The organism is Streptomyces sp. NPDC001070 (assembly GCF_053598835.1).
The window spans coordinates 58,761-71,437 of the sequence record NZ_JBSFLB010000023.1; the positions used below are offsets into that span (position 1 = coordinate 58,761).

A 12,677-nucleotide genomic window follows, 5' to 3' on the forward strand; every position below is an offset into this window, starting at 1 on the left:
GAGGGACGGGCGAAGACGTGGGACAGACCGCCGGCGCCGGCGTCGTAGTAGACGCTGTCCGGCGCGATGCGGTCGCCTCCGACACGCCCCAGCTCTGGCTGATCACATCGCCCACGCCGCCGTCGATGAGCGACTTCTCGGTGTCCATGATCTCCCGCAGGCCGTGGGTGCCGTCCCCGATCCGGCCGACCCCGGCACGGCGGACAACCAGTCGCAGCCCGGCTACTCCCCGGCGGAGGACTCCGCCGGGGAGTAGCCCGATCGGGAGCCCTCTGATTGCGGAATGACCTCCGCTCCCGGCTCGTGCAGGGTGTGGATGGCGTCCGCGTGCTGAGCCAGAGCCTGGTCGTGGGTGATCAGGATCGTGGTGCGTCCGGCCATCAGCCGCCGTAGCGGGGCCAGAACATGCGCGGCTGCCTGGTAGTCGAGGCCGGCGGTCGGCTCGTCGAGGACGAGGACCGGGGTTGCCCGGAGGAAGGCCCGGGCGATGGCGATGCGCCGGCTCTGGCCTCCGGACAGCTGGAATCCGTTCTCCCCGATGGTGGTCAGGTAGCCGTCGGGAAGGGCCGTGATGAACTCATGGGCGTCGGCGTCCTTGGCCGCTTGGACGATCTCCGCCATTGTGGCCCGAGGCCGGCCGTAGGCGATGTTGTCGCGGATGGTCGCGTGGAAGAGCTGGGCGTGCTGAGGGAGCAGAGTGACCGCCGCGCGCACCGAGGCCGTCGTCACGTCCCGGAGATCGACCCCGTCCAAGCGCACTGATCCGGAATCCGGGTCCATGAAACGGACCAGCAATTTGGCCAGGGTGGACTTGCCCGCGCCGCTCGGGCCCATGATGGCGAGCACCTCGCCGGGCGCGACGCTGAAACTGACGTCGCGCAGCACCGGTTTGTGCCGGTTTGTATGGTAGGCCGCCGCAATGCTCAGGCACTCGACACGTCCCTGCACCTGGGTGAGCGCGGCGGCGCCGGGGTGCTCGCGGACCGGGGAGCGCGTGTCGAGCAGTTCGATGACACGCTCGGCGCCCGCGCTGGCGGAGCCGAACACCGATGCCAGGCCGGAGAGTTCCTGCACGGGCCCGAAGAGCTGGGCCAGAATCGCGGCGAGGGCGAGCAGTCCGCCCAAGGTCAGAGCGTTCCGGGTCAGTTCGAAGGCGCCCAGGCCCACCACGGCAAGGCAGCCCACGACTTCGAACACGTTCAGCAGCGACGGGTACAGATGTGCGACTCGTGCCGTGGACAGTTCCGCGCGCAGCAGGGCCTCCCCCTCCCGGCGGACGCGTTCGACCTCGTGGGCCTGGCGGTTGTAGGCATGGGCCAGGGAGGAGCAGGCGAGGCTCTCCTCGACCACGGCGGTGAGGCCGCCCTCACACCGCCGGGCCTCGCGTGACAAGGTCTGGATGCGGGCGCTGAACAACCGGGCCGCGAGCCAGAAGAGCGGCGCAGTGGCGAGGGTTGCCAGGGCTAGCGGCCAGCTCAGATAGAAGGCAGCCGCCACGAAGAACAGCAGGCTGATCAGAGCCGAGCCCGATGAGATCAGACCGGACGCCACCAACTCCTCGATCTGGGAGATATCCGAGGTCAGCCGCGCCACTACGTCGCCGTGTCTGCGGGTGCGCAGGATGTCGGGCGGAAGACTGTGCAGATGTTCCACGACCGAGGTGCGCAGACGCAGGAGGAAGCGCTCGGCGACCCAGGTGGCCAGGTACTCGCCCGCAAAGGTCAGCAGCGCCGAGACCACGGCCACGGCCGCCATGAGTCCGGCCAGCGCCGGGAATGCCGTGAATCGGTGGGGGATCAGGACTTGGTCGACCAGGTTCTTGAAGAGCCACACTGAAGCGACCTCACCCGCGGACCCCGCGATGAGGAGGACGGCACTCGCGGCGAGCCGGTACCGGTCGGGGCGTGCCCACGGCCAGAAGCGGCGGAACGCGTCGGCCGAAGACACGGCCGCAGCGAGGGGCACTGGACTGCCCTCGGCTGCCGGGGCCACGGGCTTGATGTCAGCCGGGCCGGCGTGTGCTGCGTACGCCAAGCGGGGTCACCTTCTCGGGGAGGGAGCCGGGTGGGGTCATGCCGTTGTTGGGGGGTCGGCGGACGAGCCGTCGACCCCCCACGGTGAGGACCTCAGGTGAAGCGGCGATCTTTAGTAGCGGCCGCCGTAGCCGCCACGGTGACCGTGACGGTGGTGGCGGTGGTGACGACGGTGGTGACGGCCGCCTCGGCCGCCACGGCCGCCACGGCCTCCACCTCGGCCACCGTGTTCGTCGCGGCCGTTGAAGAGCGAGAAAACGCTCATGCTGTACTCCCTTTGTGACTTGATGTGCCGGAAGGATTTCGCAGCCCCTCAGTTGCCTGCGATCGGACCTAATGGCACCGAAGACATTCATGCAGCTGGGGTGAGACCCTTTGGGCAGTCCGGCGTGGACGGGGGTGATCGATCAAGGACCCCTTGCCTTCTGCGAATCTATCCAGACACACGCAGGAGTGCTCGTCCACGCACAAATGGGACAGTCCTCCTGCGGGTCCGTGACACCTCGACGGAATGTCTCCCGAGGGCAGCGGCCTCGTTCGCGTCGCCACCGCACGGCTGTCGAAGCTGGCCTCGAGCCGTTCGCTGTCGGACCCTCAGTTGCCTTCCGGCTGAGCCGATATGAGGCCACGTCAATTGCGGACGGACAGAATGTGCGGCGACCGCCCACTATGGGGCCGTGCTCGGGCAGCATCGGCCCGGGGCGCCGAGAACCCCGGACATGTGATCGGAATGGCCGGGGATCAGGACAGGCATTCGGGTGACTTGACCAACTCTTGAACTCCATTGACAGCGTTGTCGCGTTGTTGGGTATGCACTCGGCTGAGGGTGGTGTCGAGGTGTGGTGTGGTCTGGTTCAGGCCACGACGGCCAGACATTGCTCTCGGTGACTGGGCGCCAGATGGCGGAGTGGACAGTCCCCTCGAAACGGTGTTCGGTGGCCGTCACGGGGTGGCGGCGGTTTCTGAAGGGCCGGGATATGCCCCTGAAACTGAATCGGGGCAGTCGGTCTCCGGCGCTTTGGACGATGTCCAGGCCGATGACGGGGAGTGCACTCGAGGCGCTGTCTGTGACCGGACAGCCCGGACAGCTTCCTGTTGGGGGTATCCGGTTCGTCTTCGCAGGTCACGGTCCCAAGCGGGCAGTCGGACACCTCGACAGATCCTGATGCCGGAAGCGTTGGGGCAGCCGGCCTGCTGTCGGTTGCCGAGGCGGGTGGAGCGCCACCCTGAACCGGTGCTTCTGATCATTCCAGCTTGTTCCGGTTTGCGGAGCTGGTGCAGCACAGATGATGTGCTGGAGAGGCCGACGTGCTCACCGATCCCGCGGATGGTCGGGCCCTCTCCGTACCTGCGGCACAACTGCATCACCCACTGGCTCGACGCCGGGGTCCCGGTGGCGGAGGCAGCCCGCCGGGCCGGCGACTCGCCTGAAGTCATCCACCGACGCTACGAGGGCTGCACCGACGGTCATGAGGAGGAGAACAACCGGAAGATCGAGAAAGCCACGGGCTGGGCGGAGGGAGCCGTCGCATAACCACATCTCGGCAGGCGCGATCAACGGTCACCGTGGGCTCCGGTCCCACGCACTCTGCACGTGAACCGCCCCCGGCCAACTGCTCTGGCCGGGGGCTTTGTCGCTGTTCGGCTCGCCGTGAGTGACCCCTCCTTTCCTGGAATTGCCGCATCGAATGGCGCGCGGCCCGGCGCTTCGTTGAGGCTGCCGCGGTGTAGTCTTCTGCGATGCTCGGATGGCCTTGTCTTTTGCCCGGTCTACTTCACGACGACGGTGCCGTGCATGTAGGGATGGATGCTGCAGATATACGAATACGTTCCCGGTCGGGTGAACGTGTAACTGTAGGAAGCACCCTTGGACAGGGTCGGCGAGTGGAGCGGGCCACCTACCACGTTGTGCGGCTCAGAATCATGGTTCGTCCAGGTAACCGACGTGCCATGGCTTACGGTCAACGTCGCGGGGGAGAAGGCGAATCCCGCGATGGCCACGTGCCGGGCTGCTACGGACGGCGCCGTCGGAATCTGCGCGGCAACTCGCGAGCCCGAGTCAACCGGTGCCGCATGCGAGGCCGGTGCACTCGGGCAGGCGCCGAGTACGACAGCGGCGACCATGGCGGCGGCCGCCACCAGCGGCTTTGTGAGGTGGTGCCGGGATGCGTGGAACTTGGTATGCCTGACCGACGTGAGTGTCATGAGGATTACCTCACTTGGTTCATCGTCCGTTTTTTCGAACGTAGCATGGCGCGACGGAGGGATCATCTCGGAAAATGGCATCTTTTTCGCATCGGGGTGTGATGCCGGTGATTAAAGGAATCCGAGAACACAGCGCCGCCGCGTAAACGTCCAGCGTGACTGCCTGCGTGAGGGTGCTCGGCGTGCGACGACAGCGGTGACTGTGTTGTCAGCGGCTGGCGAGCCGAGGTGGTCAGGTGAGCCGGCGGATGCGGGTGATGCCGGTGAGGCGTCGTGGGTGAGGCGTCGTGGGGCACGGCCGGGTTGAGGAGGACACCCTGCGTGTCCACGTCCGGCCGATCACGATGGCGTGGCGCGAAATAGATGGGCCTGGGGCGCTTCTGCTGCAGCCCCAGACAGGATTGGAACTTGCGACACCTGCTTTAGGAGAGTTCATTCGCAGCTTCATGCGCGCCGCCGCGTTGCCGCTGCAAGTATCGCCGGCCCCCTGTTACCGCCAAGGTCCTCGTGTGTACGGCTCTGTTGCCGTCATCCGCTGCCGTCGGGAGACGCGATGGCACGGACAACCCGCCAATGGCCGGAGCCGGTGGTCAGGAGACACGGGCGCTCCTGGTATGCGACCTGATGGCACCCTGCCGCTGCCGTGCCGGGCTGCCGATCGCCGCTGTCGTCTGTTGTCGTGGCGGTCACTGCCGTCGGTGGCATCACCACTGTGTCGGGCCGCTCCGGCGCTGCTCAGTCACGCCAGACGGAGACCAGGCGCGCCGCCACAGCCAGCACCAGCCCGGCCCCGAGGAGGTACAGGCCGAGGCGGTCTTCGGGTACCGCAGGTGACCACACCCGCCAGGCCGACGGGGTATAGCTGTCGGCCGCGAGGAAGGACCCGTACGACCTGGAGGAGAGACTGATGGGCGTGCCGACCTGGCTGCGCACCCACAGCAGTGCGCCTATGGCGGCACAGGTCGCGGCTGTCGCATACAAGGCCGTGGCGCTGCGCGGGGCGGGTCTGGTCACGGGTTCTCCCTCGTCTTCATCGTTGTGGTGTGTGGATTCTTGCTGCCCGTGCCGGTGCGCGTTCGCACCGGGGTCGTCATGTCCCTGCCCGGACCGGACAGCACCCCGGTGAACGGCCGGGTGCCGGCCGACCTCGCAAGCTCGCTGATTGACTCGGACCTCCACCGGGGCGACTTTTGTCGCTGTCAGTGCCGGCGTTCATCATCCGCGGCATGGCCGACATGACAGTTCCCGATTCCCGGGGTGACCTGCGGCGATCGTTTAACGCGGCCCGTAAGGCGGTGCGCGAGCATCACCGTGCCACGGGGCCGGTGCTGGAGTGGACGGATGAGTAGCGGGTCATGGGAGACCGGCTGCAGGCGGCGTGGGTGCAGGTCGCCACCGAACCGCGGGCGGCCCTCGCGGACTCCGGCCTGGAGGCCGAGCACGGCGCCTACGAGCTGGGCCGCGCACTGCGCAAAGCTGCCTACGGGGACGACTGCGCCGGGGAGTAACCCGACCGGGTGGCCGGCGGGTAGGGGGCTTGGCTTGACCCACCCGCCCCCCTGGAGTCGAACATGTGAACGAATGACGCGGTGCAGGTGTCGCCCTCCGCTTCGGCGTCGACGGTTTGAGCGCCCGCGTCGGCGGCCCAGCAGCCTCGCCTGCGCGCTCTTCAGGTGAGTGAACCGGTCGCGGGTGTACTCCCTTAGCTCCCGGCCGGGGAACGGTATGAGTGACAGATGTTCTTCGTAACTGCCCTCGGCCCACTGCGCGGCGGTGATCTTGTATCCAGCGACATGCGCGCAGAGCTGGAGCAGGGCCGAAGGCATCTCCTCCTCGATCAGGAGATCGGCCTTTGTGACCACCACGTCGCGCATTGCCTGAATGTTGGGGATGAAGACGGTGGTGGCCCATGTGCGCCACCGCGCGAGCTCCTGCTCGGTGGGAGGTATGTCGTGGTGGAAGGGATCGCGCCCGTCGGGGCGGGCGTACGTCTCGGAGAAGGTGTCGTAGGCGCGGTTGTTGGCTTCCATCAGCGCGAACAGGGGACCGTAGAAGTCGCTCAGCTGGACGTCGGCCCGCGTCAGCCGGGCCTGCCTCTGCGCCAGTCGCAGTCCGTTGAGATAGGTCGCCAGGTTGCCGATGAACGCCAGCCCGACGGTCAAGATCACTCTGGCCATGAGAGGTGATAGTAGGCCGCTCCGATCGGATCATCTGATCGCCATTCCCGTTCCTCCGCATGTCCTCGAACTCAAGGTCGGCGGAACGTCTTTGGCGGAAGCTGCTTTGGCGCGAGTGGGCATGGCCACGTGCCGACATCGTTGAACTTCGCTGTATCCACGAGGACGTCGACAAGGCGACCACCGGGGCTACGGTTGGCTGGACCTGCCGCCCGAGACGGGGGCGACCGAGCCGGGTGACCCGACGCGCGAGCGGGTCCGCTGTACCACCGCTACCACGAGATCGACCAGGGACCGCGCTACACCATCGGTCTGCTCGCCCGTGCCGAGATCATGACCGGCTCCGCCAACTCAACCACCAGGCGTACGTCGACGAGGTCTTCCTCGGCCTTCACGAGAAGCCCGCGATGCACGCGGGCGTGCCCTCGCCCTCACGCGTACGCGGGAGCGTAGTGGGAGAACACCTCCGATTGATGGGTCCCGACGGGAGGGGGATTCGGTGCGGGGCGGTGGCACCCGGTCGTGGCCTCTTGACGGAATGGCACGTTCCAGTATGGACTCTACTTGACGACGCAAATACCTTTTGGTTGTAGGCGTTGTGCTGCGCGTTCTGGCTTCTGACGTGGACCGAGGCTGCTTCAGCCCCAGCCGGGCGGCGTGCAGGAGCAGGGATGCCGGGAAGAACGGGGCGACGCGGAGGGCGGGCGGGTGCAGCGGAATGCGTGTGCGGACAGTCCCCGTTTTGTCGGGCGTGACGCCGAGCTGCGGCGTGTGACGGACGCACTGAGACGACTGCCCGCACTTGTGCTGGTCGAGGGCGAGGCCGGCATCGGCAAGAGCCGTCTGGTAGAGGAGGCACTGGCGGCGGTCGCTCCGGAGGGGATGCGCTCGCTGGTGGCGGTCTGCCCGCCGTTCCGCGAGGTACTGCTGACCCTGGGGCCGATCGTCGACGCGGTACGGCAGGCCGTACCCACCGGGGCGGACGTGGCGGACCTCGGGCTTTCGGCGCTGGCCGGTACGCTGCGGCCGCTCTTTCCCGAATGGGCGGACGGCCTGCCGCCCGCGCCGGAGCAGCTGGCCGACGCCGGTGCCGCCCGGCACCGCCTGATCCGGGCCTTCGCCGAACTCCTCGACCGTCTCGGCATCGAGATCCTGGTCGTTGAGGACGTGCACTGGGCGGACGAGGCGACGCTGGAGTTCCTGCTCTCCCTCGTCTCGCGGCGGCCGATGCCGCTCAGCCTGGTGCTGACGTACCGTCCCGAAGAGGTGACCGCTGACTCCCTGCTGCTGCGCCTGTCCTCCCGGGTCCAGACGAGTACCGGCGTGAGCCACGCCCGCGTCCGTCTCGGTGGGCTCGCGGTGCCGGACACCGCGGACCTTGTCTCGTCGATGCTGGACGACGGGCATGTCTCCGCCGCGTTCGCCACGTTCCTGCACGAACGGACCGCGGGAGTGCCGCTGGTAGTGGAGGAGTGCATCCGGCTGCTGCGGGACCGCGAGGACCTCGTGCGGCGGGAGGGTCAATGGGTGCGGCGCACCCTCGACGACATCGCCGTGCCGCCGACGATCCGGGACGCCGTCATGGAGCGGGTGGGCCGGCTCGATTCCGGCGCCCAGCGGGTGCTGCTGGCGTCTGCCGTGCTGGGCGATCCGGCGGACGAGCGAATGCTGGGCGCGGTCGCCGGGCTGGCCGGGGCCGGGAGCGCCGCGATCGAGCCGGTGGTCGAAGCCGCCGTCGCCGGCGCCCTGCACAGCGGTCTGCTCGCCGAGGACGACTCGGGCCCGGGCCGGATGGTCCACCGCCACGCGCTGGCCGCTCGGGCGGTGTACGACCGGGCGTCGCGCGCCGAGCGGCGAGCCGCCCACCGGCGCGCCGCCGCGTTGCTGGAGACCGCGCGCCCCCGGCCGGTCGAGAGGCTCGTCCATCACTTCCGGGAGGCCGGCGAGACGGCGCGGTGGTGCGAGTACGCCGAGCAGGCGGCGGACGTCGCCCTCGCCTCCGGCGACCATCTCACCGCCATGACCTTGCTGCACGAACTGATCACCGAACCGCTGCTGCCCGCGGAGGCGGTGGCTCCGCTGGTACGGAAGATGCCGTTCCTGGCATTCACCGGTTACGCCCGGCGTGCGGAGGCTGTGAGCGCCCTGCGTGCCGTCCTGGAGACGGACGGGCTCAGCGCGCGCGACCGCGCCGATGTGCGCGGTCAGCTCGGGCGTCTGCTGTACAGCCTCGGTGATCACGCGGCCGCCGCAGTCGAGTTGGAGTTGGCGATACCCGACCTCGGCGAGGGCGCGTTCGCCGATGCCTGGGCGATGACCGTACTCGGACTGCCGTGGGCGGGGCCGTGGCCCGCCTCCACCCATCTGTTCTGGCTGGAGCGGGCCCGGCGGTTCGCGGCCGGTTCCCGGCTCGTCCCCCACGAGCGGAAGATCCTGCTGGTCAACCGGATCACCGCGCTGCTCGAACTCGGTGAGGAAGCGGGCTGGACGCTCGCCGGGGAGATCGACGACGACGAGTCCACGCCGCAGATCGCGCTCGAACGCGCCCGCGCCGAACTGAACATCGGCGACGCCGCCATACGGTGGGGCCGGTACGCGGAAGCCCGAGCCCGTGTGACCAGCGCCGTCGATGTGGCGGAACGACATGGGTTCTCGATGATCCGGAACATGGCGCTGGTGACACTCCTGCGCCTCGACTACCTCACCGGCTCCTGGCAGCAGCTGGCCGAGCGGGTCGAGCAGTGGGCGGGCGTGGCCGACGACCCGGTGTGCCGGCTGGAGGCGCAGCTGGTGGGGGCTCAGCTGAAGCTGGCGACGGCGGGCGGCGACGTACAGCTCGAAGATCTGCTGCGCACGCTCCGCAAGGAGGGCGAGCGCCGGGGCATCGTCGCCCTGTGGCTGGAGTCCGCCGCGAGCCACGCACGCCTGCGGCTCTCCGCGGGTGACGTCGAGGGCGCCCTCGCACTGACCGGGGATCCCGTACGCCTGATCACGGACAAGAGCATGTGGACCTGGGCGACGGAGATCGTGCCCGTGCGGGTGGCCGCCCTGACCGCGACCGGGCGGCAGACAGAGGCACAGAACCTCGTGGCCGCCTTCGAGGACGGGCTGCGCGGGCGGAGTGCCCCGGCGGCGCATACGGCGCTGGAGACGTGCCGGGCGATGTGCGCCGAGGGACGAGGGGAGTTCGAGGCTGCTGCGCAGGCGTGGGGCGAGGCGGCGCGGGCCTGGTCGCAGCTGCCGAGGCCGTACGAGGAGGCGCGGGCGCGGGAGGGCGCCGAGCGCTGCGAGCGGGCCGCGCGGGGAGCACGGCGCAGTGGCAGGCGCGGATACGGGAGCCGGTTGTCGCCACGGGAGTCGGAGGTCGTGCAACTGGTGCTGCAGGGCATGACGAACCGCCAGATCGCCGTCGAACTGTCGAGGTCGCGGAGCACGGTCGCGGCGCAGTTGACGTCGGCCATGCGCAAGTACGGGGTGAGCTCCCGAACGGCGCTGGCGCTGAGCGTGACGCAGATCACCGGCCTCGACTGACGGGCTGGGCACGACGTGCCCGTCTGCATTCTTTAGTTCATTTGACCAATCGTAGGCGCCCGGTACCCAGACCCATACTCGCGTGACGCATCCGTTCGGGGCGCGGCGACGGAGGGTCGTTCATGAGCGGCACGGATGGTACGAGTCCGCAGGAGCAGGAGCTTTGCGGCGAACACGGCGAACACGGCGAACACGGCGAACACGGCGAACACGGCGAACACGGCGAGCCCGAGCACGCCGGCGGAGAGGACGCCGACCGCGGGGCGCCTGACGGGTACGAGCCGCTCTGACGCACCTCTGATCTGAAATTCATGCTGCAAGGAGTGTTTTCATGCACAGATCCCACCGCGGCGCAGCCGCGGCAGGTGCCCTGATAGCAGGTGCCGCCCTGGTCGCCGTGAGCCTGCCCGCCGGCTCGGCCTCGGCTCGAAATACCACCATTGTGAGCGCCGTTCAGGCCCGCACCCACGCCGCGCCACGCGCGGGCGCGCTGCCGGCGAAGCTTTCTCCGGCTCAGCGGACGGCTCTGCTCTCCAAGGCCCGGTCTCATCGCGCCGCCACCGCCTCCTCCCTGCACCTCGGCGCGAAGGAGCAACTGGTCGTCAAGTCGGTCGCCCAGGACCAGGACGGCAGCACCCACACCCACTACGAGCGCACCTTCGCCGGGCTTCCGGTCCTCGGCGGAGACCTGATCGTCCACCAGAGCCCCGCGGGGGCCATCGCCGGTGTGAACAAGGCGACCAACGTCTCGATCACGGTGGCCAGTACCACCGCTGCCAAGAGCGCCGCGTCAGCGAAGACCGCCGCGCTGACCGTCGCCAAGGCGGACCACGCCGTGCACCCGTCGGCCACCGCCCCCCGCAAGGTGATCTGGGCCGCCACCGGAAAGCCGACCCTCGCCTGGGAGTCGGTGGTCGGAGGCTTCCAGGACGACGGCACACCGAGCCAGTTGCACGTGATCACCAATGCCACCACCGGAGCCAAGCTCTACCAGTACCAGGGCATCGACACCGGTATCGGCAACAGCGAGTACAGCGGGCAGGTGAACATCGCCACCACGCAGTCCGACGGCTCGTACAACATGACCGACGGCACCCGCGGTGGCCACAAGACGTACGACCTGAACCACGACACGTCGGGCACCGGCACGCTCTTCTCGCAGTCCTCCGACACCTGGGGCGACGGTGACGGGTCCACCGTGCAGACCGCGGGTGTGGACGCCGCCTACGGCGCCCAGGAGACCTGGGACTTCTACAAGAACACCTTCGGACGCAGCGGCATCCGCAACGACGGCGCCGCCGCGTACTCCCGTACGCACTACGACGACAAGTACCAGAACGCCTTCTGGGACGACGACTGCTTCTGCATGACGTACGGCGATGGAGACGATGGCAAGCACCCGCTGACCGAGCTGGACGTGGCGGGTCACGAGATGAGCCACGGTGTCACCGCCAATACCGCGGGTCTGACTTACTCGGATGAGTCCGGCGGCCTCAACGAGGCCACCTCGGACATCTTCGGCACCGGCGTGGAGTTCTACGCCAACAACCCGGCCGACCCGGGTGACTACCTGATCGCCGAGAAGATCGACTTGTTCCATGACGGCAGGCCGCTGCGGTACATGGACAAGCCAAGCCTCGACGGCTATTCGGCGGACTTCTGGGACCCCGGCCTCGGCAACCTGGACGTGCACTACTCCTCCGGCCCCGCCAACCACTTCTTCTACCTGCTCTCCGAGGGCAGCGGTGCCAAGGTCATCAACGGCGTGCACTACGACAGCCCGACCGCGGACGACGTGCCGGTGCCCGGCATCGGCCGGGACAACGCCCTCAAGCTCTGGTACAAGTCGCTCACCGAGCGTTTCACCTCCAGCACCAACTACGCTGAGGCCCGAGAGCAGTCGCTGCAGGCCGCCGCCGACCTGTGGGGCGCGGGCAGCGCCACCTACAACACGGTCGTGAACACCTGGGTGGCGATCGGGGTCGGCAACCGCGTCACCTTCACCAGCCCGGGTGCCCAGACGTACTTCGCGGGTGCTTCGGTCAGCCTGCAGATGCAGGCGAGCAGCACCACCCCCGGCGACCTGTCCTTCTCCGCGACCGGGCTCCCGCCCGGCCTGTCGATCAACACCTCCACTGGCCTCATTTCCGGCACCCCGACCACCGGCGGCAAATACACCACGACCGTGACGGTGAAGGACGATCTCAACTACGACGGCTCCGCCACCTTCACCTGGAAGATCTACCCGGCCGGCAGCGGTTGCTCCTTCGGTCAACTGCTCACCAACCCTGGCTTCGAAGGCGGTGCCAACGCCTGGACCCAGAGCCCTGGTGTGATCGACAACAGCGCAGGCACGCCCGCCCATACCGGCTCCTACAAGGCCTGGCTGAACGGCTACGGCGTCGTCCACACCGACACGCTCTCCCAGTCGGTGACGATTCCGGCTTCCTGCAACATCGCCACCCTCACCTTTTATCTCTCCATCACCACCGCAGAGACCACGGCCAACACCGCCTACGACAAGCTGACCCTCAAGGCCGACACCACCACCCTGGGCACGTGGTCCAACCTCAACAAGAGCACCGGCTACGTCCAGCGGACGGTCGACCTGTCCGACTACACCGGCAAGACCTTCACCCTCAAGTTCACCGGCACCGAGGACTCCGTCGCTCAGACGACCTTCCTGATCGACGACACGGTGGTCAGCGGCTCCTGATCGTCTCGGAGGAGC

General features: G+C 68.3%; 10 protein-coding genes. 4 read left to right on the plus strand and 6 right to left on the minus strand.

What is annotated here, in order from left to right; genetic code table 11:
- Positions 1 to 222 precede the first annotated feature (222 nt).
- The 3 genes from ACWDAS_RS26480 to ACWDAS_RS26490 form a co-directional block, all read right to left on the minus strand.
- Positions 223 to 1,947: an ABC transporter ATP-binding protein gene (locus tag ACWDAS_RS26480; RefSeq protein ID WP_450395539.1), complete on the minus strand. Its 1,725-nt coding sequence runs from the start codon at positions 1,945 to 1,947 to the stop codon at positions 223 to 225.
- 179 nt (positions 1,948 to 2,126) lie between these two features.
- Positions 2,127 to 2,258 (minus strand): hypothetical protein, encoded by a 132-nt coding sequence (locus ACWDAS_RS26485; protein ID WP_450395542.1) that lies wholly within the window; start codon positions 2,256 to 2,258, stop codon positions 2,127 to 2,129.
- 717 nt (positions 2,259 to 2,975) lie between these two features.
- Positions 2,976 to 3,398: a LexA family protein gene (locus tag ACWDAS_RS26490; RefSeq protein WP_450395690.1), complete on the minus strand. Its 423-nt coding sequence runs from the start codon at positions 3,396 to 3,398 to the stop codon at positions 2,976 to 2,978.
- On the opposite strand from ACWDAS_RS26490, the gene ACWDAS_RS26495 reads away from it, so the two are divergent.
- Positions 3,361 to 3,567: a hypothetical protein gene (locus tag ACWDAS_RS26495; protein ID WP_450395701.1), complete on the plus strand. Its 207-nt coding sequence runs from the start codon at positions 3,361 to 3,363 to the stop codon at positions 3,565 to 3,567. The genes ACWDAS_RS26490 and ACWDAS_RS26495 overlap by 38 nt on opposite strands.
- 236 nt (positions 3,568 to 3,803) lie before the next feature.
- Here the strand turns inward: ACWDAS_RS26495 and ACWDAS_RS26500 are convergent, their stop codons facing one another.
- The 3 genes from ACWDAS_RS26500 to ACWDAS_RS26510 all read right to left on the minus strand — a co-directional run bounded on the left by ACWDAS_RS26500 (position 3,804) and on the right by ACWDAS_RS26510 (position 6,415).
- Complete coding sequence (locus ACWDAS_RS26500) at positions 3,804 to 4,238, minus strand: cupredoxin domain-containing protein (RefSeq protein WP_450395545.1); 435 nt, start codon at positions 4,236 to 4,238, stop codon at positions 3,804 to 3,806.
- Between the two features lie 735 nt (positions 4,239 to 4,973).
- The gene (locus ACWDAS_RS26505) at positions 4,974 to 5,252 is read right to left on the minus strand and encodes a hypothetical protein (protein ID WP_450395547.1); all 279 of its coding nucleotides are present in this window, start codon (positions 5,250 to 5,252) and stop codon (positions 4,974 to 4,976) included.
- A gap of 185 nt (positions 5,253 to 5,437) precedes the next feature.
- Positions 5,438 to 6,415, minus strand: coding sequence for a hypothetical protein (locus tag ACWDAS_RS26510; protein ID WP_450395549.1), 978 nt, complete (start codon positions 6,413 to 6,415; stop codon positions 5,438 to 5,440).
- A 708-nt stretch (positions 6,416 to 7,123) separates the two neighbouring features.
- Between ACWDAS_RS26510 and ACWDAS_RS26515 the strand changes: the two genes are divergently transcribed.
- The 3 genes from ACWDAS_RS26515 to ACWDAS_RS26525 all read left to right on the plus strand — a co-directional run bounded on the left by ACWDAS_RS26515 (position 7,124) and on the right by ACWDAS_RS26525 (position 12,662).
- The gene (locus tag ACWDAS_RS26515) at positions 7,124 to 9,946 is read left to right on the plus strand and encodes an ATP-binding protein (RefSeq protein ID WP_450395552.1); all 2,823 of its coding nucleotides are present in this window, start codon (positions 7,124 to 7,126) and stop codon (positions 9,944 to 9,946) included.
- 122 nt (positions 9,947 to 10,068) lie between these two features.
- Entirely contained in the window at positions 10,069 to 10,236 is a 168-nt protein-coding gene (locus tag ACWDAS_RS26520; protein WP_450395554.1) for a hypothetical protein, read from the plus strand.
- Between the two features lie 41 nt (positions 10,237 to 10,277).
- Positions 10,278 to 12,662, plus strand: a complete 2,385-nt coding sequence (locus ACWDAS_RS26525; protein WP_450395557.1) for a M4 family metallopeptidase — start codon at positions 10,278 to 10,280, stop codon at positions 12,660 to 12,662.
- The last annotated feature ends 15 nt before the right edge of the window (positions 12,663 to 12,677 follow it).

Bases quoted from the DNA above. Each gene is read 5' to 3' on its own strand.
- ACWDAS_RS26490 (WP_450395690.1), bottom strand. From the start codon at position 3,398: ATGCAGTTGTGCCGCAGGTACGGAGAGGGCCCGACCATCCGCGGGATC.
- ACWDAS_RS26525 (WP_450395557.1), top strand. From the start codon at position 10,278: ATGCACAGATCCCACCGCGGCGCAGCCGCGGCAGGTGCCCTGATAGCA.
- ACWDAS_RS26500 (WP_450395545.1), bottom strand. From the start codon at position 4,238: ATGACACTCACGTCGGTCAGGCATACCAAGTTCCACGCATCCCGGCAC.
- ACWDAS_RS26510 (WP_450395549.1), bottom strand. From the start codon at position 6,415: ATGGCCAGAGTGATCTTGACCGTCGGGCTGGCGTTCATCGGCAACCTG.
- ACWDAS_RS26495 (WP_450395701.1), top strand. From the start codon at position 3,361: ATGGTCGGGCCCTCTCCGTACCTGCGGCACAACTGCATCACCCACTGG.
- ACWDAS_RS26520 (WP_450395554.1), top strand. From the start codon at position 10,069: ATGAGCGGCACGGATGGTACGAGTCCGCAGGAGCAGGAGCTTTGCGGC.